The 22,450-nt window shown below is 63.7% G+C and carries 20 protein-coding genes; 7 read left to right on the plus strand and 13 right to left on the minus strand.

Annotation, left to right across the window (positions count from 1 at the left end):
• Positions 1 to 137: 137 nt before the first annotated feature.
• Positions 138 to 740 carry a DUF3043 domain-containing protein gene (locus F8G81_RS13390; protein WP_267275219.1) on the plus strand — a complete coding sequence of 201 codons (603 nt, stop codon included), beginning with the start codon at positions 138 to 140 and terminating at the stop codon, positions 738 to 740.
• Positions 741 to 832: 92 nt separating this feature from the next.
• Here the strand turns inward: F8G81_RS13390 and F8G81_RS13395 are convergent, their stop codons facing one another.
• Positions 833 to 1,927: a quinone-dependent dihydroorotate dehydrogenase gene (locus F8G81_RS13395; protein ID WP_267275220.1), complete on the minus strand. Its 1,095-nt coding sequence runs from the start codon at positions 1,925 to 1,927 to the stop codon at positions 833 to 835.
• Between the two features lie 127 nt (positions 1,928 to 2,054).
• Between F8G81_RS13395 and F8G81_RS13400 the strand changes: the two genes are divergently transcribed.
• Together F8G81_RS13400 and F8G81_RS13405 are read left to right on the plus strand one after the other, a co-directional pair.
• Positions 2,055 to 3,134, plus strand: coding sequence for an alpha/beta hydrolase (locus tag F8G81_RS13400; RefSeq protein ID WP_267275221.1), 1,080 nt, complete (start codon positions 2,055 to 2,057; stop codon positions 3,132 to 3,134).
• A gap of 134 nt (positions 3,135 to 3,268) precedes the next feature.
• Complete coding sequence (locus F8G81_RS13405) at positions 3,269 to 4,012, plus strand: alpha/beta fold hydrolase (protein WP_267279214.1); 744 nt, start codon at positions 3,269 to 3,271, stop codon at positions 4,010 to 4,012.
• A 29-nt stretch (positions 4,013 to 4,041) separates the two neighbouring features.
• Here the strand turns inward: F8G81_RS13405 and F8G81_RS13410 are convergent, their stop codons facing one another.
• The 3 genes from F8G81_RS13410 to leuA all read right to left on the minus strand — a co-directional run bounded on the left by F8G81_RS13410 (position 4,042) and on the right by leuA (position 7,465).
• Positions 4,042 to 4,887 carry an isoprenyl transferase gene (locus F8G81_RS13410; protein WP_267275222.1) on the minus strand — a complete coding sequence of 282 codons (846 nt, stop codon included), beginning with the start codon at positions 4,885 to 4,887 and terminating at the stop codon, positions 4,042 to 4,044.
• A 2-nt stretch (positions 4,888 to 4,889) separates the two neighbouring features.
• Positions 4,890 to 5,642 (minus strand): DNA repair protein RecO, encoded by a 753-nt coding sequence (gene recO / locus F8G81_RS13415; RefSeq protein WP_267275223.1) that lies wholly within the window; start codon positions 5,640 to 5,642, stop codon positions 4,890 to 4,892.
• A gap of 83 nt (positions 5,643 to 5,725) precedes the next feature.
• Positions 5,726 to 7,465 carry a 2-isopropylmalate synthase gene (gene leuA, locus F8G81_RS13420; RefSeq protein ID WP_267275224.1) on the minus strand — a complete coding sequence of 580 codons (1,740 nt, stop codon included), beginning with the start codon at positions 7,463 to 7,465 and terminating at the stop codon, positions 5,726 to 5,728.
• 253 nt (positions 7,466 to 7,718) lie between these two features.
• Here leuA and F8G81_RS13425 point away from each other — a divergent pair, with 253 nt between their 5' ends.
• Positions 7,719 to 9,671, plus strand: a complete 1,953-nt coding sequence (locus tag F8G81_RS13425; protein ID WP_323809187.1) for a M13 family metallopeptidase — start codon at positions 7,719 to 7,721, stop codon at positions 9,669 to 9,671.
• Positions 9,672 to 9,732: 61 nt separating this feature from the next.
• Here F8G81_RS13425 and F8G81_RS13430 read toward each other — a convergent pair whose 3' ends face one another.
• The 5 genes from F8G81_RS13430 to F8G81_RS13450 all read right to left on the minus strand — a co-directional run bounded on the left by F8G81_RS13430 (position 9,733) and on the right by F8G81_RS13450 (position 15,252).
• Positions 9,733 to 11,310: an LCP family protein gene (locus F8G81_RS13430; RefSeq protein WP_267275226.1), complete on the minus strand. Its 1,578-nt coding sequence runs from the start codon at positions 11,308 to 11,310 to the stop codon at positions 9,733 to 9,735.
• Positions 11,311 to 11,407: 97 nt separating this feature from the next.
• Positions 11,408 to 12,415, minus strand: a complete 1,008-nt coding sequence (gene era, locus F8G81_RS13435; protein WP_267275227.1) for a GTPase Era — start codon at positions 12,413 to 12,415, stop codon at positions 11,408 to 11,410.
• Positions 12,366 to 13,697, minus strand: a complete 1,332-nt coding sequence (locus F8G81_RS13440; protein ID WP_267275228.1) for a hemolysin family protein — start codon at positions 13,695 to 13,697, stop codon at positions 12,366 to 12,368. The genes era and F8G81_RS13440 overlap by 50 nt, the downstream gene beginning before the upstream one ends.
• Positions 13,694 to 14,167 carry an rRNA maturation RNase YbeY gene (gene ybeY / locus F8G81_RS13445; RefSeq protein ID WP_267275229.1) on the minus strand — a complete coding sequence of 158 codons (474 nt, stop codon included), beginning with the start codon at positions 14,165 to 14,167 and terminating at the stop codon, positions 13,694 to 13,696. Before ybeY ends, F8G81_RS13440 begins: the two co-directional genes overlap by 4 nt.
• Positions 14,164 to 15,252, minus strand: a complete 1,089-nt coding sequence (locus tag F8G81_RS13450; protein ID WP_267275230.1) for a PhoH family protein — start codon at positions 15,250 to 15,252, stop codon at positions 14,164 to 14,166. The genes ybeY and F8G81_RS13450 overlap by 4 nt, the downstream gene beginning before the upstream one ends.
• Positions 15,253 to 15,696: 444 nt before the next feature.
• Here F8G81_RS13450 and F8G81_RS13455 point away from each other — a divergent pair, with 444 nt between their 5' ends.
• Positions 15,697 to 16,581 carry a GerMN domain-containing protein gene (locus F8G81_RS13455; protein ID WP_267275231.1) on the plus strand — a complete coding sequence of 295 codons (885 nt, stop codon included), beginning with the start codon at positions 15,697 to 15,699 and terminating at the stop codon, positions 16,579 to 16,581.
• 50 nt (positions 16,582 to 16,631) lie between these two features.
• On the opposite strand, the gene F8G81_RS13460 is transcribed toward F8G81_RS13455, so the two are convergent.
• The 3 genes from F8G81_RS13460 to hrcA all read right to left on the minus strand — a co-directional run bounded on the left by F8G81_RS13460 (position 16,632) and on the right by hrcA (position 19,639).
• On the minus strand, positions 16,632 to 17,414 hold the full coding sequence (locus F8G81_RS13460; RefSeq protein ID WP_267275232.1) for a 16S rRNA (uracil(1498)-N(3))-methyltransferase: 783 nt from the start codon (positions 17,412 to 17,414) through the stop codon (positions 16,632 to 16,634).
• A gap of 2 nt (positions 17,415 to 17,416) precedes the next feature.
• Positions 17,417 to 18,544 (minus strand): molecular chaperone DnaJ, encoded by a 1,128-nt coding sequence (gene dnaJ, locus F8G81_RS13465; protein WP_267275233.1) that lies wholly within the window; start codon positions 18,542 to 18,544, stop codon positions 17,417 to 17,419.
• 81 nt (positions 18,545 to 18,625) lie between these two features.
• A complete protein-coding gene (gene hrcA / locus F8G81_RS13470; RefSeq protein WP_267275234.1) occupies positions 18,626 to 19,639 on the minus strand; it encodes a heat-inducible transcriptional repressor HrcA in 1,014 nt (337 codons plus the stop codon).
• Between the two features lie 143 nt (positions 19,640 to 19,782).
• Between hrcA and F8G81_RS13475 the strand changes: the two genes are divergently transcribed.
• Both F8G81_RS13475 and F8G81_RS13480 read left to right on the plus strand, forming a co-directional pair.
• Entirely contained in the window at positions 19,783 to 20,628 is an 846-nt protein-coding gene (locus F8G81_RS13475; protein WP_267275235.1) for a DUF3097 domain-containing protein, read from the plus strand.
• Positions 20,629 to 20,766: 138 nt separating this feature from the next.
• Complete coding sequence (locus tag F8G81_RS13480; protein WP_267275236.1) at positions 20,767 to 21,186, plus strand: DUF4870 domain-containing protein; 420 nt, start codon at positions 20,767 to 20,769, stop codon at positions 21,184 to 21,186.
• 22 nt (positions 21,187 to 21,208) lie between these two features.
• On the opposite strand, the gene hemW is transcribed toward F8G81_RS13480, so the two are convergent.
• Positions 21,209 to 22,438 carry a radical SAM family heme chaperone HemW gene (gene hemW / locus F8G81_RS13485; protein WP_267275237.1) on the minus strand — a complete coding sequence of 410 codons (1,230 nt, stop codon included), beginning with the start codon at positions 22,436 to 22,438 and terminating at the stop codon, positions 21,209 to 21,211.
• Between the last annotated feature and the right edge of the window lie 12 nt (positions 22,439 to 22,450).

The following is a 22,450-nucleotide window of genomic DNA, read 5'->3' on the forward strand; positions in this document are numbered from 1 at the left end:
GGCGTACGCGGCAGCGTATCCGGCAGTGTGCCCGGCCGGCGTCGTAATTCCGGGCACTTTCCGGCGGCGCAGGGACGGCCGCCGTCATACCTCGATTCCACGACGATGGCGGTGTCCCCGCAAGGTATTCTGTTCTGGTGTTCGGACGTAAAAAGGAAGCGCCCTCGGCGCAGGAAATAATAGACCAGCAGGCTGCCGAAGCGGCTGCCCGGCAGGACGCGGCAGCGGGCAAGGGCGCGCCCACGCCCAAGCGCAAAGCCCAGGAAGCGGCCCGGAAGCGGCCCCTGGTGCCGGAGGACCGCAAGGCTTCCAAGGTTGCCGAACGCCAGGCGATCCAGGACCAGCGGCAGAAAATGCGGCAGGCACTGGATACCGGCGACGAAAAGTTCCTGCCGCTGCGCGACAAGGGACCGCAGAAGCGCTTCGCCCGGGACTACGTGGATGCACGTTTCAGCCTGGGTGAGTACCTGATGTTCGGCGCCTTGGTCTTTGTCATCATTTCCCTGCTTGTCCCGGCGTCCAGTGACCTGATGATCTACGTCCTGGGCGGCTTCTGGGTGATGTTCCTGGCAGTCTTCGTGGATGTATTCATCCTCTCCCGCAAACTCCGCAAGAAGCTCACGGAGAAATTCGGCGAGGTGGAGCGCGGCACCGTCTGGTACGGCTCCATGCGGTCGCTGCAGTTCCGCAAACTCCGACTGCCCAAGCCGCTGGTCAAGCGCGGGGAATACCCCGCCTGACAGTTCCGGACTGTCATCAGCTCCGATGACACCTTTTGCAAAACAAAACCCCGGCGGTCCAACCGCCGGGGTTTTACTTTTTGCCTCTGTTGTCAGGAGCTTTTGTTCCGCACCTTGTCAGACCGGCGGCTTTTCGCCAATTGCCGATTGATCCGGGCGGCCCAAAAAGGACCTTCATAAAGGAAAGCGGTGTAGCCCTGTACCAGCGTTGCCCCGGCGTCCAACCGCTCCTGGACATCCCGCGCGGTTTCAACGCCGCCTACAGCCACCAGGGTGATGCTGTCCCCCGTTGCGTCCTTGAGCCTGCGGAGCACCTCCAGGGAGCGCTGCTTGAGCGGAGCCCCCGACAATCCGCCCGGTCCGCATTTTTCGACGGCTTCCGCCGGTGACTTAAGTCCCGTCCGGGCGATGGTGGTGTTGGTGGCAATAATGCCATCGAGTTTAAGGTCCAAAGCCAGCCGTGCGACGTCGTCGATGTCTTCGTTGCTTAGGTCAGGTGCGATCTTGACCAGCAGGGGAACGTGCCTGCCGGCGGCCCTGTCGGCCTCCTCCCCCACCGCAGTCAGCAGCGGGCGCAATGTCTGAACATCCTGCAGGAGACGCAGGCCGGGCGTATTGGGCGAACTGACGTTGACCACAAGGTAATCTGCCGCCGGGGCGAGGCTTCGGGCGCTCAGGAGGTAGTCACCGACGGCGTCGTCGAGTTCAACCACCTTGCTTTTACCGATGTTGACGCCGATCACCGGCCGCACATCAGGGTAACGGCGGCGCAGCGCGTCCCGGGCAGCCTTCAGCCGGGGCTCCACCGCCACCGCGCCGTCGTTATTGAAGCCCATCCGGTTGATCACAGCACGGTCCTGGATCAGCCTAAAGAGACGGGGCTTCTCGTTGCCGGGCTGCGCCTGGCCAGTAATGGTCCCCACTTCCACATGGCCAAAGCCAAGTTCGGTGAGTGCCTCGATGCCGTGTCCTTCCTTGTCGAAACCGGCTGCGAGACCGAAAGGCGAAGGAAACGTCACGCCGAAGGCGGTGGTCTGAAGTGACGGCGCAGGAGCCGTGAAACGCTGCAGGAGCCGGCTGGCACCGGTGGTATGCGCGAGCCTGATCCCCTTGAATCCGATCTTGTGGGCGCGTTCGGCGTCCATCCATGAAAATGCAAGTCTGAAGAATGTGGGATATACGCGCATGCGTCTAGTTTTCCGTCTCGCGCGGCCCAGACCAAACCGGGCCCTCTCGGCCCTGCCGGAAAGGGGCCCGCCACCTCAAGTCACCGAATTCTACTCAGGAGTAGATCGTGCGGGCTAGCATGAATCCATGACCTGGGAAGCTGACATCCTCGGAGAAGGCTTCGAGGCGTATACGTTCCGGGCGGCAGGCGACGACGGCTTGGAGCGGACTGCCACTCTGGTGCGGTACCGGCCGGGAAACGAAGATACAGTCCCTCCGGCAGGCGAACGCCGGACCGTATTGTTCCTCCACGGCTGGAGCGATTATTTCTTCAACGTGGATTTGGCCCGGTTCTGGAGCAGCCGGGGCTACGACTTCTACGCACTGGACATGCACAACCACGGCAGGAGCCTGCGCCCGGAAACGCCGGGAGGATATGTGGCGGACCTGGCCGACTACGACGCCGAGATCGGCAGGGCAATCGGCATTATTGCCGCTGACAGCAACCATGCTGACAGGCAACACACTGACAGCCAGCACCGTGAGCAATCCCGGCCGGCCCCTCTCACCCTGATGGGACATTCCACCGGCGGCCTGGTTGCGGCCCTTTGGGTGAGCAACCATCCCGGCACCATCTCCGCGCTGGTGCTGAACAGTCCATGGCTTGAGATGCACGGCAGTTCGCTGGTCCGCCGGGCGGCCTCCACCATGGTGGGCCCGGTGGCCCGCTTCCGCCCCGAGGCGGTCCTCCGCCTTCCCGAACGGGGATTCTACTGGCGGACCATCAGCAGCTCGGCAGACGGAGAATGGGCGCTGGATGACAAGTACAGGCCCCCCATGGCTTTCCCGCTGCGGGCCGGTTGGCTGCATGCCGTTCTTGCCGGTCATGCCAAGGTGGCACGTGGATTGGGCATCGACATTCCGATTCTGGTCCTGCTGTCCCGGGGCAGCGCCAACGGCCCGTTTTGGACCGAAGAAATGCGCCGGACGGATGCTGTCCTTGACGTTAATGTCATCGCGCTGCGGGCACTGACTCTTGGGCGCACGGTGACGGTGGAGCGGATCGACGGCGCCCTGCACGACGTTTTTCTTTCGCCGGCCAAGGTACGCGCGGACGCGTATGCACGCTTGTCGCGCTGGCTCCGGGGTTACGGCGAGCCGGACACGGGGGCGGAAGAAAGCGGCGGCACCCTGTCGGACGCCCCCGACGGCGGGGGCAGGAGATGACGGAAGAGTGGGATGCGGGCGAAATCCTTCCCAAGGCAGCCCGCAAAAGAGTGGCTATGGCTGAACAATCCATAAGGACGTCCGACGGCGGCCAGCTTCACCTTTTCAGCTTCGGGAAGGGACCGGGAGTGGTCATGGTCTGTGGAACCAACACGGCCGCAGCAACATACTTCAGGGCTGCGAGGAAGTTGAGTCTATCCCTCCCTGTCCATGTTTATGACCGCAGGGGCAGACCGGGCTCCAGCCCCCAGCCCGAGAATTATTCCATGGCAACCGAGATCTCGGACCTCCGGTCTGTGATGGATGCAACAGGCAGCACGGCCGTCTTCGGGCACAGCTACGGCGGGGCGGTTGTCCTCGAAGCTGCGCTTCAATTGCCGGCAAGCCGCATTGCTGTCTACGACCCCGTGCCCAATATTGGAGGCCTGGTGCCAACAGGTTTTCTTCCTGCCCTTGAAGATGCGGTGCAGCGCGGGGATGTGGCCCGGGCGGTTGCCGTCATTGGCAAGGGAATCTCCACCAACCTTCGGGAAACACCACTCCCGGATCCTGCCTTCCGGCTGTTGTTGTGGTGCATCTCCAGGGCAACCCGCAAGGGGCGTTCATGGCGGGGCACCGTAGGCAGTTCGGTCAAGGAGATTGCTTGGCTGCACGCCAACCAGCCCAGCGCCGAGCGCTACGCAGACATAACAATTCCGGTACTTGTACTCTACGGAGCACGCAGCGATACTTTCTTCCGGCTCGTTGCCGAGTCGCTCGCGGGCAGCCTTCCCTTAGGAAGATGCAGCGCAGTTCCCGGATCTGACCACGGGGCACTTGATTACGCACCAGCTGCTCTTCTCACCCAAGTGGCGGAGTTCTTCACTGGGCAACGGTAGTACTCTTGACGGCACCAGCCCCAGCCGGACTAAACGGAGCCGCCGCCTGTCGTGAGGCCAGGCCGGGCGGCATCCACGGCGCCGCCGTAGCGCCGGTCCCGCTGGGCGTAGATCTCCACGGCCTCCCAGAGGGTGCGCCGGTCCACGTCAGGCCACAGCGTGTCCATAAAGACGAACTCCGCATACGCTGACTGCCACAGGAGGAAGTTGGACAGCCTCTGCTCGCCCGAACTCCGCAGGAACAGGTCAACGTCCGGCAGGTCAGGCTCGTCGAGGTATTTCTGGATGGTCTTCTCCGTGATGGCTCCGGGCTTGAGGCGTCCCGCCGCCACTTCCTCGGCGATGGCCGATACCGCATCAGTGATTTCGGCCCGTCCGCCGTAATTAACACACATGGTCAATGTGCACGTGCTGTTGCCCACGGTATAGGCCTCAGCTTCTTCAAGTTCCCGGATCACAGATCCCCAAAGCCGGGGACGGCGGCCCGACCAGCGCACCCGGACCCCCCACTCATCGAGCTGGTTCCGCTGCCGCCGCAGCACATCCTTGTTAAATCCCATCAGGAACCGCACCTCTTCCGGTGAGCGGCGCCAGTTCTCCGTGGAGAACGCGTAAACGCTGACGTACTCGATGCCCAGTTCAATGGCGCCAGCCATGACGTCCAGGAGCGCAGGCTCCCCCGCCTTGTGTCCTTCGATCCTGGGCAGGCCGCGCTGGTTTGCCCACCGGCCGTTGCCGTCCATGACAATGGCAACGTGACGCGGAATGAATTCAGCGGGGATGGCCGGAGCGGTCGCGCCGGAAGGATGGGGATACGGCGCCACGACGGGGGCAGTCCGCTTCCGTGAAGGGTTGTTCTTTTTTCCCAGGGCCACTGTCAGGTACGCTCCACATGTTTGAGGGATTTAAGGACACGCTCAAGGTGCCACTGCAGGTAGGCGGCCACCAGCCCGGCCGCTTCCCGCCGGTGAACGGGCAACGACGCGTCCGCCGTCGGCCAGTCGCCCGTCAGGAGGGCAGCCAGCAGGACCACCGTCTCGGCGGCCGGCGCAGGCGAGCCGGGCGGCCGGCAATTGCCGCAGACCATACCGCCCAGCGGCGCCGAGAAAGCGATGTGGGGACCCAGGCTCCCGCACCGCGCACAGACCGTAAAGCTGGGCGCCCAGCCGCCGGTGGACAAAGCGCGCAGGAGATAGGAGTCCAGGATCAGCCCCGGGGCGTGTTCCTCCCGGCTCAGGGACGCCAGCGCTCCGACCAGCAGGTTGTACTGCGCCGTCCCGGCTTCGCCGTCGACGTCTGTGAGTTTTTCGGCTGTCTCCGTCATGGCCGCAGCCACCGTGTACCGTCCGTAGTCAGCGGCAATATTGCCGCCGTACGCGCCCTTGGCAACGGCCTGGGTAACAATGTCCAGGGAACGGCCGGACACCAGCTGGAGGTCGGCGACCATAAAGGGTTCCAGCCGGGCGCCAAAGCGGCTGCTGGTCCGCCGGACACCCTTCGCAACCGCCCTGACCTGGCCGTGGTGCTTGGTCAGCAGCGTGATGATGCGGTCTGCCTCGCCGAGTTTATGGGTGCGCAGCACAACAGCGTCATCCCGGTATGCACGGGCGGCAAATGATTGTTGGACCACGGTTTATCTTCGCACTGTCTTCTCGCAAAAGGGGCACTGCCAGCGTTGCGCGCCGGGAAGCCGGCGCGCAACGCTGCTCCGGCTTAGGCGCGGGAATCCCGGATGGCGCGGTTGACGGCGGAGATCACTGCTTTGAGCGATGACATGCTGGTGTTGGAGTCGATGCCGATTCCCCAGAGGACGCGCTCGCCCACGGCGCATTCCACATAGGCCGCCGCCATGGCGTTGCCGCCCTCAGACAGGGCATGTTCGCTGTAGTCCAGGACACGGACGTCCACGCCGTCTTCGTGCAGGATGTTCAGCAGTGCGGCAATGGGCCCGTTTCCGGTGCCCGTGCGGCGGACCTGAACCCCGTCAATGGTGAGGGAAGCATGCAGCGTCATGCCGCCGTCGTCGTCCGTTTCGGTGCTGACCGAGCCCAGCGAATAGCGTCCCCACTGTCCGTCGGCAGCGCCGGAAGGAAGGTATTCGTCCTGGAATGCCTGCCAGAGCTGGGTGCCGCTGACTTCGCCGCCGACGGTGTCTGTGCGCTTCTGGATAACACCGGAGAACTCGATCTGCGCGCGCCGCGGCAGGTCGAGGCTGTGCTCGTTCTTGAGCAGGTAGGCAACGCCGCCCTTGCCGGACTGGGAGTTGACCCTGATGACAGCCTCGTAGCTGCGCCCCAGGTCTTTGGGATCTACCGGCAGGTACGGGACCTGCCACGTGAAGTCAGCCACGTTGACTCCCGCCGCGGCGGCATCCCGCTCCAGGGCTTCGAAGCCCTTCTTGATGGCGTCCTGGTGCGAGCCGGAAAACGCCGTAAAGACGAGGTCTCCGCCGTAGGGGGCCCGCTCGGCCACGGGCAGCTGGTTGCAGTACTCCACCGTCCGGCGGACGTCGTCGATGTCCGAGAAGTCGATCATGGGATCGATGCCCTGCACAAACAGGTTCAGGCCGAGCGTGACCAGGTCCACGTTGCCGGTCCGCTCACCGTTGCCGAAGAGGCAGCCTTCGATCCTGTCCGCACCTGCCATGTAGCCGAGCTCGGCGGCCGCCACTCCGGTGCCGCGGTCATTGTGCGGGTGCAGCGAGAGGATGATTCCTTCGCGCGGGTGCAGATGCCGGCTCATCCATTCGATGGAATCGGCATAAACGTTCGGAGTGGCCATTTCCACGGTGGCGGGCAGGTTGATAATGACCTGGCTGTCAGCGGAGGCCTCGAAAACATTGGCGACGGCGTTGCATACGCGCACCGCATACTCCAGTTCCGTACCGGTGAAGGACTCCGGAGAGTATTCGTAGGTGATGTGCGTATCCACCAGCGTTTCCTCGTACTTCTTGCACAGCCGTGCGCCCTGGAGCGCGATGTCCAGGATGCCGTCCTCGTCCTGGTTGAACACCACGCGGCGCTGCAGGACTGAGGTGGAGTTGTACAGGTGGACGATGGCCTGCTTGGCACCGACCAAGGACTCATAGGTCCGCTCGATCAGGTGCTCACGGGCCTGCGTCAGAACCTGGATGGTGACATCGTCCGGGATGTGGTTGCCCTCGATGAGCTGGCGGACGAAGTCGAAGTCGGTCTGGGATGCCGAGGGGAAGCCGACTTCGATTTCCTTGTAGCCCATGCGCACCAGCAAATCGAACATCTTCATCTTGCGGGCAGGGCTCATGGGATCGATGAGGGCCTGGTTACCGTCCCGCAGGTCAACGGCACACCAGCGCGGGGCCTGGGTGATGACCTTGTCCGGCCAGGTCCGGTCCGGCAGTTCAACAGTGATCAGTTCCTGGAACGGGCGGTAACGGTGGGCGGGCATTCCTGAGGGCTTTTGTGCGTTTCGCATTACTTTCGGGGCCTTTTCTGTGGTTCTTCTCTGAAAGGGTGGCCGGGCAACACAAACTCCGCAGCGAGGGTGGCCTTGCGCTAGATCGCGTCTGAGGCCTCGCCGCGGCAGCTAAGGAGAAGGAGCTCTGCGCGCACCATTTGAGAGTAACACGGGTGCGTAAGATGAAAGAGCACTACCGTCCCTAACGTCCATCATGCAGACGCCGCAGCGGTGCCAGCGCCGGCCGCGGCCCTCATATAAAGGAGCTTCCGTGCCCATCTCGGGGATCGACCTGTCCAACATTGATCACACCGTCCGGCCGCAGGATGACCTGTACCAGCACGTCAACGGGGCATGGCTGAAGGCCACCGAAATTCCCGACGACCGCCCGCTGGAAGGAACCTTTACCGCCCTCCGCGACGGCGCCGAGATTGCGGTCCGGGACATCATCGAGGAAGCCGCGGGCAAGGGCGAAGAGGCCAGCGGGATAGAGCGGAAGGTAGGCGACCTTTACAACAGCTTCATGGATGAAGCCACGGTGGAGGCCAAAGGGATGGAGCCTATCCGGCACCGGCTGGCCGAGGTGTTTGCCGCCACCACGGCGGGCGAACTCGTTTCCCTCGTCGGGCGGCTGTTCCGGTCTGACGTTTCAGGCCTCTTTTACATCTACCCGGCACCCGACGCGGGCAACCCGGAGAGGATCCTGCTCTACACGGGCCAGGGAGGATTGGGCCTGCCGGACGAATCGTATTACCGGGAGGAGAAATTCGCCCCCATGGTCACGGCGTACGGCAACCACGTGCGGACCATGTTCTCCCTGGCCGGCCTGGAGGATGCTGAGGCCGCCGCGGGCCGGGTGATCGGGTTGGAGACCAAACTGGCTTCCCACCACTGGGACAACGTCACCCTCCGGGACCCGCAAAAGACCTACAACCTCAAGACGGCAGAAGAGGCCGTATCCCTGTTCCCGCTGATGGGCACCTGGTTCGAATCGGCGGGGATCGATGCGGACAAGCGGCAGGAAATCGTGGTGAGCACTCCGGATTTCTTCAGCGGCGCGGCCGGACTGCTTGAATCCGAGCCCCTGTCCGTCTGGAAGGAGTGGCTGGCCATGCGCGTGATCAGCGCGGCTGCACCCTACCTGTCCTCGGCTTTTGTGGATGCCAACTTCGCGTTCTACGGCACCACCATCAGCGGCACGCCCCGGAACAAGGACCGCTGGAAGCGCGGCGTCGGCGTCGTCGAGGCAGCCCTGGGTGAAGCGGTGGGCCAGATTTATGTCGCACGTCATTTCCCTGAAACGCATAAGGCCCGGATGCAGTCCCTCGTGGCCAATCTCATTGAGGCGTACCGCCAGAGCATCACGAACCTTGAGTGGATGGGTGAGCAGACCAAGGAAGAGGCGCTCCGGAAACTGGGCGCCTTCCGCGCCAAGATCGGTTACCCGGACAAATGGATCGACTACTCTGCCGTGGAAATCGACCCGGCCGACCTCCTCGGAAACGTTGAGCGCGCGCACAATGCCGACGTCGACCGGCACCTTGACGAGGTGGGCAAACCGGTGGACCTGGACAAGTGGCTGATGACTCCCCAGACCGTCAACGCGTACTACCACCCAATGCTCAACGAGATCGTTTTCCCGGCTGCCATCCTGCAGCCGCCGTTCTTCACCGCGGACGCCGACGACGCCGTCAACTACGGCGGGATCGGCGCTGTCATCGGCCACGAGATCGGTCATGGTTTTGACGACCAGGGCTCACAGTTCGACGGCGGCGGCGCCCTCCGGAACTGGTGGACGGAGGCAGACCGGAAGGCGTTCGAGGCACTGACCGCAAAGCTTGTAGCCCAGTTCGAGGTCCTCTCCCCCTATGCCGCGCCGGGGCACTACGTCAACGGCAAGCTCACCCTCGGCGAAAACATCGGCGACCTGGGCGGGCTGACCATCGGCTACAAGGCCTACCTCCTCAGCCTGGACGGCGCGGAGCCCGAGGTACTGGACGGGCTGACCGGCCAGCAGCGCTTCTTCGCATCCTGGGCCGCCGGCTGGCGCCAGGTCATCCGGACCGAAGAGGCCGTCCGAAGGCTGGCAACGGATCCACACTCCCCCAACGAGTTCCGGACCAATGCCATCGCCAGCAACCTGGACGCCTTCCATGAGGCCTTCGGCGTCACGGACCAGGACGGCATGTGGAGATCACCGGAGGAGCGCGTCAGCATCTGGTAGCAGCACAAATGGGCCCGCCAATGGCGGGCCCATTTGTGTCTGTCCGGAAGCCTGGTGCCGGTCAGCCCTGGACGATGAGCGCCGGGTTGGCCTGCTGGCAGAGGGCGTCCCCCGCAGTCTGGTTCACGATGTCCTTGGGCACAGGCGTGGCCCCGTAAGTGATGCCCGAGGAGAAATCTTCGCCAAGGTAGACCTGCACACCGATCAACGCCGGGGCGGACTGTACTTGCTCGGCCGGGATCCCCAGCAGTGCAGCCACGTCGGCGGCCACATCGGCGTGTTCCGGTCCGTAATACACCAAAGACTGCGCCACCGGTGCCGCTTCCAGCTGCCCAAGCTGGATAAAGCCTCCGGAAATCAACGCCTGGGCAATTTCCTGGGAACGGCCGGGGACACCCGTTCCGTTCGCCACGGTGACGGGCTGCACGGACTTGTCATAGGGTGGCGCCGGTGTTTCAGTCGGCGCCGGGGCAGGCGCGCTGTCCGTCGGGGACGGAGTGGCCGTAGGGGTGGGGGTCGGAGCCGTGGGGTCCGTCAGATCGACGTCCTTGCGGAGGGCTGAGAACAACTGCGATCCTGCGGGTTCGGCGATCTGGAGGCGGTTAAGGTCTGCCACTGCTGTGGTGGTGGGCACGGCGACAAACGCCACCTTGCTGACGTCAATGTCCTTCAGGCGGTTTCCGATGGTCAGGAGCGACGGAACGGATGCCAGTCCCTCATCGACTGTGAGGTTTTGGGTGACGACATCGGCAATCCGGAGCATCTTGGCGGGATCTGACAGCGTACCCTCGTCCTTGATTTTCCGTGTGAGCGACGACAGGAATCCCTGCTGGGCTTTAATGCGGCCCAGGTCCCCGCCGTCGGCGAAGGCATGCCGTGTGCGCAGGAAGGCCAGCGCCTGTTCGCCCTCCACGGAGGACGTCCCCTTCGGCAACCGCAGACGGGAATCGGGGTCATAAACGGGGTCGCTGATACAGACCTCCACCCCTCCGACCGTGTTGGAAAGCTCCTTGACGGCGTTGAAGTCCGCCATCATGAAGTGGTCGATTTCGAGCCCTGTCAGCTTGTTCACGGTGTCCACAGCGCAGCCGATGCCGGCCTCAGCCATGGCCTCGTTGATCATGACACTGCTCCTGGCCGGGTAGACCTGTTTGGTCTTCTGGTCAGTGCACTCGGGGATGTCAACCAGGAGGTCCCGGGGGAAGCTGACGACATTGACGCGCTTGTTGTCGGCGGAGATGTCCATCAGCATCATGACGTCCGACTGTCCGTAGCCGGAGGAATCCTCTGCAGTACCGTATGCGGAGTTCTTTCCGTCCCGCGTGTCCGAGCCAAGGATCAGGATCTGCATCCTGTCGGATGAGTCGTTTACCGGGTTCGCCGTACCCGAGCCTGCGGTCAGCGGGGCCTTGGTAATGTTCGACTGCAGCCGGAAGAACCAAAACCCGGCAAAGGCAAGTCCTCCGACTACCAAGACTGAGAGGATGGCCGCGATCACCTTCAGCCACGCCGGCATCCCTGGCTGCGCTCCGAGATGACGGGCGGAGCCGACGGCGGTGCCTTCCGCGTGACGGGAAACTGGCCCGGTTCCGGCTGACGGGTCAGCTCCATTGTCGCGTTTGTCGCGGCGTTGCACCACAGGGTGTACCTTCCTCTGAACATTTGGATCCGGCCCATTTTAGTTGTTCAGGCTGGGAAAACGCCCGGTGACTGGCCGTGACGGTGGTGGAAGCGCATCAGAAACCGAGTTTTACCAGTTGTTTGGGATCCCGCTGCCAGTCCTTGGCGACCTTCACATGAAGGTCAAGGTAGATGCGTGTGCCCAGGAGCGCTTCGATGCCTTTCCGGGCGTTGGTGCCCACTTCGCGCAGCCGGCTGCCACCCTTTCCGATGATGATGGCCTTTTGCGAGGGACGCTCAACATACAGGTTGACCCTCACGTCAAGGAGCTGGTTGTCTTCTGCGCGGCCCTCGCGGGCCACAATTTCGTCCACCACCACTGCCAGGGAGTGCGGGAGTTCGTCCCGGACTCCTTCCAGGGCTGCTTCACGGATGAGTTCGGCCACCATAACGGCCTCGGGCTCGTCGGTCAGTTCACCGTCCGGGTACAGCGGTGGCGACGGCGGCATGTGGCTGATCAGGACATCGGCCAGAGTGTCCACCTGGAAGCCGTCGGCGGCGGAAACCGGAACAATGTCCTTCCAGCCGTCCTCCCCCAGTACTTCGCGGCCGAGGGCCGCGACGGCGAGGAGCTGTTCGGTCAGTGCCTGGCGGTCCACCAGGTCCGCCTTCGTGACAATGGCGATGAGCGGCGTTCGTCCAATGGCAGCCAGCTGGGCGGCGATGTACTTGTCCCCGGGACCTATTTTTTCGTTGGCCGGCAGGCAGAAACCGATGGCGTCAACTTCGGCCAGCGTGTCAGCCACAAGGTCGTTGAGGCGTTTGCCCAGCAGGGTGCGCGGGCGGTGCAGGCCCGGGGTGTCCACCAGGATCAGCTGCGCATCCTCGCGGTGGACGATGCCGCGGATGGTGTGACGGGTGGTCTGCGGCTTGGCAGAGGTGATGGCCACCTTCTTGCCCACCAGCGCATTGGTGAGGGTGGACTTGCCGGCGTTGGGCCGGCCAACGAGCACCGAGAAGCCTGCGCGGAAGCCGCCGAAGTCCTGGTTGGCAGAATCCTGGTTGGCCAGCGGCCTATTTTTCTTGCTCACGTGGAACTCCCTGCTGGGTTGTTTCCGCCTCATTGAGGAGGTCTTCAAGGTCAGTGTCTACTTTTGGTGCCGGCGCCGCAATGATGTGGCTGACGCGGTTGCGGCGCCCTTCGAGCCGTTCGGCCCGCAGGGACACGCCGCTTACTTCCACGGTGCTCCCCACGATGGGGACGCGGCCCAGGGCTTTGGCAAGGAGCCCGCCCACGGTGTCCACTTCATCGTCGTCGAGTTCGATATCGAACAGTTCGCCAAGATCGTCGATGCTCATCCGGGCACTTACCCGGAAGGAGCCGCCTCCCAGGGCTACGGCTTCGGCGCTTTCGGTGTCATATTCATCCACGATCTCGCCGACGATTTCTTCGATGAGGTCCTCCAGCGTGACAAGGCCTGCGGTGCCGCCGTATTCATCGATAACGATGGCAACGTGCGTTGACTCCTTTTGCAGTTCACGCAGCAGGTCACTGACTTGCTTGGATTCCGGAACATAGCGGACTTCACGCGCCAGGGCTTCCACGGGCGGCGGCTCGGCGTCGGGAGCCAGCTCGTGAAGGGCTGCGGCAACGTCCTTGAGGTACACGATGCCCAGTATCTGGTCCGTGCTCTCCCCAATCACCGGGATGCGGGAGTAACCGGACCGCAGGAAAAGGGACATGGCCCGCCGGAGGCTGGAGCCGGCGTCAATGCTGAGGATGTCCGTCCGCGGAACCATGACGGCACGCACCAGCGTATCGCCGAAGTCGAAGACGGACTGGATCATTTCCGCCTCGGTGTCTTCGATCATGTCCGATTCGCTTGCCCTGTCCACCAGCTCACGGAATTCCTGTTCGCTGAAAAAGGCTTCGTCGCCGACGGGCGCGCCGGGGGCTGCAGCGCTGCCCAACGCCACCAGCCAGGCAGGAATGGGGCCAAGCACCCAGGTCAGCAGACGGATCAACGGTGCCGTGAAGCGCACCACGGCCGCAGAATGAAGCCTGCCGAGTTGCCGCGGGGAGACTCCCACGATCACAAATCCGACGAGGGCCATGATTCCTGTGGCTGCCAGCCCGGCCAGCCATACATTATCCAGCAGGCTGTGGAGCAGGACGGCAACGGCGACGGCGGAGGCCATCTCGAACCAGATCCGCCAAAAACGCAGCGCCCGGATGTGCGCCACTGGCTGCGCCAGGATCCGTTTCATTGCGTTTCCGCGGCTCTTGATGAGCGCTTCTTCCGCGTCATGCCGCGGAAGGAAGTTGAAAGCGGCCTCCGCCGCCGTCAGAAGCGCGGCAATGCTGAGGAAGGCTAAAGCCATAAAGACAAGGAGCAGGGGCGTCACTGCGTGGTCTCGGCGGGTGCTTCTTTGCCCGTGAAGCCTGAAAGCAGTTCGCGCTGCAGGCCGAACATTTCGGCCTTCTCCTCAGGCTCGGCATGGTCGTAACCGAGGAGATGCAGGATACCGTGCGTGGTCAGGAGGAGCATCTCATCCTGCAGCGCGTGGCCGGCGTTCTTTGCCTGGACCTGGGCCACCTGCGGGCACACTGCGATATCGCCGAGCATCCCCTGGGGGGTGGGGCGGTCCGGAGTGCCGGGAGTGAGTTCGTCCATGGGCACCGAAAGTACGTCGGTGGAGCCTGGCTCGTCCATCAGCTCGATGTGGAGCTTCTCCATCGCCGGCTCGTCCACCAGGAGAATGGAAAGTTCCGCCTGCGGGTGGATATACAGCTGTTCGAAGATGTACCGGGACAGGGCAACAAGCTCCGCCTCATCCACCTGGATGCCGGATTCGTTGTTTACTTCAATACTCACGCGTGTTCCGCCCGCTTCTCCCTGGCCACTGAATGCTTGACCCGGTTCCGTTGGACGTCATCCCAGAGGCTGTAGGCCCGGACGATGTCGCCCACCAGGCGGTGCCGGACTACGTCCGTTGCGTCCAGGACGGAGAAGTTAACATCCTCGATGCCCTGCAGGATCTCTTCAACGATGCGCAGCCCAGACCTGGTGCCAAAAGGCAGGTCAACCTGCGTCACGTCTCCGGTGACCACCATCTTGGAGCCGAATCCCAGGCGGGTCAGGAACATCTTCATCTGTTCCGGCGTGGTGTTCTGCGCCTCGTCGAGGATGATGAACGCATCATTGAGTGTCCGGCCGCGCATGTAGGCCAGCGGCGCCACCTCGATGGTTCCCGCGGCCATCAGGCGCGGAATGGATTCGGGGTCCATCATGTCGTGCAGGGCGTCGTAGAGCGGGCGCAGGTAAGGATCGATTTTGTCGCTCAGCGTCCCCGGCAGGAAACCCAGCCGTTCACCCGCCTCGACGGCAGGCCTGGTCAGGATGATGCGGCTGACTTCCTTCTGCTGCAGTGCCTGAACCGCCTTGGCCATGGCCAGGTAGGTTTTGCCGGTACCGGCGGGGCCAATCCCGAAAATGACGGTGTTTTCGTCGATCGCGTCAACGTAGTTTTTCTGGTTCAGCGTCTTGGGCCGGATGGTTCTGCCGCGGCTGGAAAGGATGTCATGGGTCAGGACGTCCACCGGGTTTTGCAGTGACTGGCTGCGCAGTAAAACAACAAGCTGCTGAAGCACGGCGGGGCTGATTACGGTACCGCGTGCCACCAGTTCGCGCACTTCATGCAGCAGCCGCATGATCCGGGGAACGTCTGTGGCAGGCCCACTGATGGAGAGCTCATTTCCGCGGACATGGAAATTAACGGCCGGGAACTGTTCCTCAATGAAGCGCAAGGCCTCGTCGTGGCTGCCGAGCGATTGAACCATTTGATCGGAGTTGTCAAAGAGAACCACCTCCGTCCGAACACCAGGAAGGGTATGCGGGAATTCTCCTGCGGCGCGCTCTCCGGTGTTCAACCGGCGCTTTCCGTTCGCTGATTCAGTCATGGTGCCGGCCCGCGGGCCTGAGGTCCCCTTCACTTCGAGTAAACACTGCGGATGACGGTTCGAACGGCGGGGCGTTTGCCGCCCGCCGACGGTCACCGGATTCCTCCTATCTTACGCCAGCACAAGCCCGCCGCGGATTGGCGGCCCTGCGTTCCACCGCAGAAAAAGGCGCATCAGGGGGAGGCGGTTCCCGTCATTAGGTATCAACTTCATATCGGCCTCATATCGTTCCCGTTGCAGTTGGGCCCGGAGACGGCATCCGGCAATAACGGCAAGGCTGCCTGTGCCATGCTGGAAATTCAGCGTAAAGCTGGAAATCCAGGCCGTCCGGGGACCGGCCCACACAGGCAGAAAGGACAGGCCATCACAGTGCCGGGAAGAGCGACGCCCCTTGCCGCGGGACCACTCTGGAAACGGGTCCGCTCTGCAGGCCTCCTGGGTCTCATGCCTGTTGTCCTTGTCCTCACGGGCTGCATCGCCGCCCCCGGCCCCGAGCCGACACTGGCTTCGCCCACCATCGGGGCGGAAAGCAGCCTCCCTCCCGGCGCACCTTCCACCAGTGCCCCGCTGGAAACCACGCAGTCATCCAGTAAGGCGCCGGTCTACTGGATCGGCCGCAGCAACAACAACGTTTTCCTGTACAGGGAGTTCAGGGATGTGCCCGAGCAGGAGAACCCGGTCACCCGTGCACTGCGTTCCATGATGTCTGACAAGCCGCTTGATCCGGATTTCTTCACTCCCTGGCAGAACCCGAAGAAGTTGGCCACGTCGATCTCCGGCAAGAACGTCATCACCGTCGACGTCTCAGAGGATGCCTTCAACAGCAATCTGGACGCCGACATGGCTGCCCGTGCCATTCAGCAGCTGGTCTACACTGCCACCGCGGCGGGCGCCAGTTCCGGCCTAATCGACTCGGGCCAGCAGATCCAGGTGATGGTTCTGGTGGACGGTCATACGGACTATCTCGCCTTCAACCACATCAAGCTTGGGACATTGATGTCCCGTACCGCCGGCATGGTGGCGCCTGTGTGGATCATTGACCCGCAGGAAGGTGTGGACGTGCCTGACGGCAGCGTCAAAATCACTGGACGCAGCACAGCTCCCGGCGGCAAGCTCCGCTGGCAGATCCTGGAGGTCCAGGACAACGGGGACATGACTCCGTTCCTGACGGGCGAAACAACCGCCGCCGCCGAGCCGGGTCAGTCAGGCGTGTTCACTCTGGCGCTGACCCTTACACCTGGCAACTATGAGCTGCGGGTGTCCCAGCTGGATACCGTGGGAAACCGCCAGGACCTGAACGTGGACACCCGCGGCTTCAGTGTCCGCTAGAGGCCGCTGGTTCCGATCCCATAGTTTTCCGTCCGGCCCGTAGTTTGGATTCAGCCAGCGGGTGCAGCCCAGCGGCCCAGCACGTCGCTTGCCAGCACCACCGCGGCCGGCCCGGCTGTGGAGGAACGAAGCACATGGTGTCCCAGGAGCGCCGTCACAGCGCCAACATCGCAGAGCCGCGTTACTTCCCGGGGGCTGATGCCGCCCTCCGGCCCTACAATAAGCAGGACTTCCCGGGGACCGGTGCCGGTGGCCGAATCCTGCCAGGCCTCAAGGACGGACCTTAGCGGCCGGACAGCATCCTCATGCAGAATCACGGCCAAATCCGCTGACGCTACAGCGGCGGCCAGGCCCTGGGTATCGACGGCGGCACGCACCTCCGGGATCCAGGCCCGCCGGGCCTGTTTGGCCGCTGCCGCAACAACCGACTGCCATTTGGCGTGGGATTTGGCAGCACGCTCACCTTTCCAGCGCACAATGGAGCGTTCGGACTGCCATGGGATCACTGCGTCGATGCCAAGTTCTGTTGCCGTTTCCGCGGCGAGTTCATCGCGGTCCCCTTTGGCCAGCGCCTGGACCAGGACCAGCCGGACGTCAGGGCGTTCCTCGACGGCAAGAGCCGAGCATTCCACCGTCAGTTCGGCCGGCTGTGCCGAGATAACAGTCCCCGTCAGGCGTTTGCCTGCGCCGTCAGCGATATCCACAGACTCCCCGGGGGCGAGGCGCTTGACCGTCGCCGCGTGGCGTGCCTCCGGCCCCTCAAGGACAAATCGGCGGCCGGGCACCATCTGGTCCAAGGACCCGGCCGCGCTGAAGAAAACCGGATTGCTCACCGCTACAGGTTACCGAGCCGGTCCCGAAGTTTGGCGAAGACACCGCCGCTGGCGGCCAGCTTCCCCTCGGTAAACTGCTCACCACGCAACTTTGCCAGCTGCCGCAGGAGGTCTTCCTGGGCCGCGTCCAGCTTAGAGGGCGTTTCAACCTGCAGATGCACTTTCAGGTCGCCGCGGCCGTAGCCGCGCAGGTGCGTCACCCCAAGGCCGCGGAGGGTGATAATTTCGCCCGACTGCGTGCCGGCCTTGACATCGATCTCCTGCAGCCCGTCGAAGGTTTCGAGCGCGAGTTCCGTTCCGAGTGCGGCCGCCGTCATGGGAATGTTGAGCGTGGCGTGCAGGTCGTCGCCGTCGCGGACATACGTGGCGTCATTGTTGACCCGGATTTCGACGTACAGGTCACCGGCGGGGCCTCCCGCGGGGCCTGCTTCGCCCTGGCCCGAGAGCTGGATGCGGGTTCCGGTGGCAACGCCGGCGGGTACCTTGATGGTCAGGGAGCGCCGGCTGCGGATGCGTCCCTGCCCGCTGCACTCGTTGCAGGGGTCCTTGATGACGGTTCCAAATCCTTCGCAGGTACCGCACGGCGCCGCCGTCATGACCTGGCCAAGGATGGAACGGACTGCACGCTGGACCTGGCCGCTTCCGCCGCAGATGTCGCAGCGTTCGGGGTGCGTTCCCTCGCGGCAGCACGAACCGTTGCAGGTAGGGCAGGTGACGGCCGTGTCCACTTCGAGCTTCTTATTAACCCCAAAGACGGCGTCACGAAGTTCAATGCGGACGCTGATCAGCGCGTCCTGTCCCCGGCGCACGCGTGAAGCCGGCCCGGACGAGCCGCCGGCACCAAAGAAGGTATCGAAAATATCCTGGAAGGCAAAGCCCTGGCCGGCGTACCCACCGCCACCGAACCCGTTGTCCGTGCCGTTCTCATTGCCTGTGGTGTCGTATACGCGGCGCTTCTGCGGATCCGAAAGCACCTCGTAGGCGTGCGTCACAGCTTTAAAGCGATCGGACGCATCGTCACCGGGATTCACGTCCGGGTGGAGGGTGCGGGCAAGCTTCCGGTAGGCCTTCTTGATCTCTTCTCCGGTGGCTTCCGGCGAGACTCCCAGGACGTCGTAGTGGCTGCTCAAGTTTTTATCTCTTCCTTGTTGTAACGCTTGCAGTTGTACTGCCCGTACTGCTCTTCGTGCCGGAACCTTCTGGACCCGGTATCACGGGCCCAAGATTCGTGAAAGATAGCGGGCTACTGCCCGGACGGCGGCCATGGTGGTGGGATAGTCCATCCGGGTGGGACCGAGAACACCGATCTTTGCCGTGCTGTCCGGACCGTACCCGGTGGCCACCACCGAGGCTTCGGCCAGGCCGTCGTAGGGATTTTCCCGGCCGATACTGACTGTAACGCCGCGGGGGTCCTGCGCCATCTCGCTGAGCAGGCGCAGCATCACCACCTGTTCCTCGAGGGCTTCGAGCACCGGCCCGATACTCAGCGGGAAATCCACGTTGGACCTTGCCAGGTTTGCCGTGCCAGCCATGACCATACGATCTTCACGGCTGTTGTGCGCCAGGCTTTCCAGCCCGTGTGCCAGGGCCTGTGCTGCCTGCCGCTGGCCGGGGCTGACAGCAGAGACCACAGCCGGAAGCGACTGCGTCAGCATGCTCAGCGGGGTCCCGGACAGTGAGCCAAGGAACCTGGCGCGGAGTCCGGCGATGGCATCATCCCCCAGGTCCTGGCCGATGTCGATCACGCGCTGCTCCACCTTGCCGGTGTTCGCGATCAGCACCACAAGGACCTTCCGGGGCCCCAGGAGCACAAATTCGATGTGGCGGATTGAGGCGCGGCTCAAGTGCGGGTACTGCACCACCGCTACCTGGTTGGTCAGCTGGGACAACAGCCTGACCGTGCGGTCCAGCACGTCGTCAAGATCGTCCGAGCCCTCCAGCAGCGACTGGATGGCACGCCGTTCCGCCGGGGACAACGGCTTTACGGCCGAGATCTGGTCCACGAACAGCCGGTAGCCTTTATCCGTCGGGATCCGACCGGCGCTGGTGTGCGGGGCGGTGATCAGCCCCTCGTCCTCCAGGGCTGCCATGTCGTTTCGGATGGTGGCGCTGGACACGCCCAGATGGTGGCGCTCAACGAGCGCTTTCGAACCGACGGGCTCCCGGGAGTGCACATAGTCCTCAACGATGGCACGCAGTACTTCCAGTTTGCGTGGTTCGCTCACACTCCACCTCCATCTACGGTTTCAGGGTTAGCACTCGACGTGCCTAAGTGCTAACAGTCTAATATGTCTCACCCCGTTGTTAGCATTGGTACCGCTCCGGGCGAAATTCCGGGCCACGATCTAGTGCAAGGCGGAGTGCATCCATGCAATACCAGAACTGGGGACCGCAGGAGATAGCCGCCCCCGCAAGGAACCAGCTGCCTGAAATTCCCGTGGAACGCGGCATGGTACTGGAGGACGTCCAGTCCGGCTGGGTGGGGGCTGTCACACGCGTGGAGAAATCCGGCGGTATGCATGTTGTGGCGCTGGAGGACCGGCGCGGCAAGTCGCGGTCCTTCCGCCTGGGTTTTGGGTTCCTCCTGGAGGGCCGGCCCATCCGGCTTATGCCCCCCGCTCCCCGGCAGGCTGCCGCATCAGGCGGCCGGACAGCCTCCGGTTCGGTAAGGGTGGCCGGCCAGCGGGCCCAAGTGGCCAAGGCGAGCAGGATTTGGGTGGAGGGAAAGCACGACGCCGAACTGGTGGAAAAGGTTTGGGGGGACGATCTCCGGGTGGAGGGCATCGTCGTCGAACCTCTGCACGGAATCGATGATCTTGCAGGGGCTGTCGCCGATTTCAGTCCCGGGCCAGGCCGGCGGCTGGGGGTCCTGGTGGACCACCTGGTGCCGGACTCCAAGGAGTCCAGGATCGCCGATGCGGTGATGGGATCACCGGGTGCGGCGGGCAACGTCCTCATCGTGGGGCACCCCTATGTGGATGTGTGGCAGGCCATCCGGCCCGCCGTGCTGGGCATCGACAAATGGCCGGTGGTTCCGCGCGGGCAGGACTGGAAGACAGGAATCCTGGCGGCCTTCGGCTGGCCCCACTCCACCAAGGAGGACATTGGCCTGGGCTGGCAGAAACTGCTGGGTGCTGTCCACAGTTATGCGGATCTGGAAGCATCGCTGCTTGGCCGCGTGGAGGAAGTCATCGACTTCCTGACTGTGCCCTAGCTTTCACGCCGCCGGCGCCAGGACGGCCAACACGCCCTTTCCGGCGCCGACCCAGTATTCTTGGTACGGCGGAGGCAGTTTTTGCCTCTGTCCGGCAGTTCCACACAAAGCACCATTGCACGTTCAAAGGAAGACACCGTGGCACAAAACGCACGTGAACACAGGGACAACCAGGATGGCCAGGGCCGTTCCGAGTACCATGGCGTTCCCGCAAATGCGCTGCCGCTCACGGCGAGCGAAGACCGCCAATGGGCCACATTGGCCCACTTCGGCGGGATCCTGGGATGCGTCCCGTCCCTGCTGATTTACCTCATCTTCCGGGACCGGGGGCCGTTCACCGCACAGGAGTCCAAGGAGGCGCTTAACTTCAGCCTGCCTCCCACCATCGCAGCTGTGGTGGCCAACATCCTTGTTTTCCTCCCCCTGGTGGGCAACATTTTTGCCGTCATCGCCACCCTGATCTGGATCGCCCTGACCTGCTACTCCGTGGCGGCCGGTATCCACGTGAACCGCGGCCAGCCGCACCGTTACCAGTACAACCTGCGCTGGATCAAATAGGGGACGCGCGCTGAACCCCGCGCTAGTCGGGAAGGATCCTGCGGACCACTGCGTCGGCGAGCAGGCGGCCCTTCAGGGTTAGCACCAGCTGCCCCCGGAATGCCGCCACGGGATCCACCAGGCTGTCTGCGATGAGTCCGGCCACTGCTTTCCTGCCCGACTCCCCCAGCGAACCGATGCTGACTCCGGATTCAAGCCGCGCCCCCAGCATGATCCGTTCCAGATCCCGGGTGGCGTCGTCGAGCGTTTCCCGGCCGGCCGCCGGTGAGAGTCCCTGGGCGAGCCGTCCGGCGTAGGCGGTGGGGTGTTTGACGTTCCACCAGCGCACACCGCCCACATGCGAATGGGCTCCCGGGCCGATGCCCCACCAGTCGTCGCCGCGCCAGTAGGCCAGGTTGTGCCGGCATGCCTGGCCGGGCGTCCGTGCCCAGTTGCTCACTTCGTACCAGCTGAGCCCCGCTTCGGCTATCAGTTGGTCGGCGAGTTCGTATTTGTCGGCGTGGTCGTCGTCGTCGATCCCTGGAACTTCACCGCGGCGGATCTGGGCGGCCAGCTTGGTTCCGTCTTCCACAATCAGTGCATAGGCGCTGATGTGGTCCGGCTCGTAGGACAGGGCTGTGAGCAGGGTGTGCCGCCAGTCCACCAGCGACTCCCCCGGGGTCCCATAGATCAGGTCCAGGCTGACAGCCAGCCCGGCCTCCCGCGCCCATTGAACCACCTGCGGCACACGGCTGGGGGTATGGGTACGGTCCAGGACCTTGAGCACGTGCGGAACCGCTGACTGCATGCCAAAGGAAACCCTGGTGAAGCCGGCGTCCTTCAGCAGGGCGAGCGACTCCGGGGTGACGGAATCCGGGTTCGCTTCGGTGGTCACTTCGGCTCCGGGTTCTATGCCCCACTCACCGATGGCCGCGCGCAGGATACGGGCAAGGTCCTCCGCCGGAAGCAGCGTGGGCGTGCCGCCGCCAAAGAAGACGGTGCTCAGCGTCCGGCCGGGAAGACCCGACTGCGGGAGCACGCGTGCTGCCAGCTGCACCTCCGAGATGGCGGTGTCGGCGTAGGCATCCTGGGAGGCTCCGCCGCCCAGTTCAGTGGCCGTGTACGTGTTGAAGTCGCAGTATCCGCAGCGGACGGCGCAAAACGGGATGTGCACATACAGCCCGAAGGCCCGGTCCGCCGCACCGTACACCGCCTGTGCAGGCAGCAGACCGTCCGACGGCGCCGGGTCGCCAAGGGGAAGAACGCTAGGCATTCGTGCGGCCTC

The organism is Arthrobacter sp. CDRTa11 (assembly GCF_026427775.1).
Taxonomy (GTDB): Bacteria; Actinomycetota; Actinomycetes; order Actinomycetales; family Micrococcaceae; genus Arthrobacter.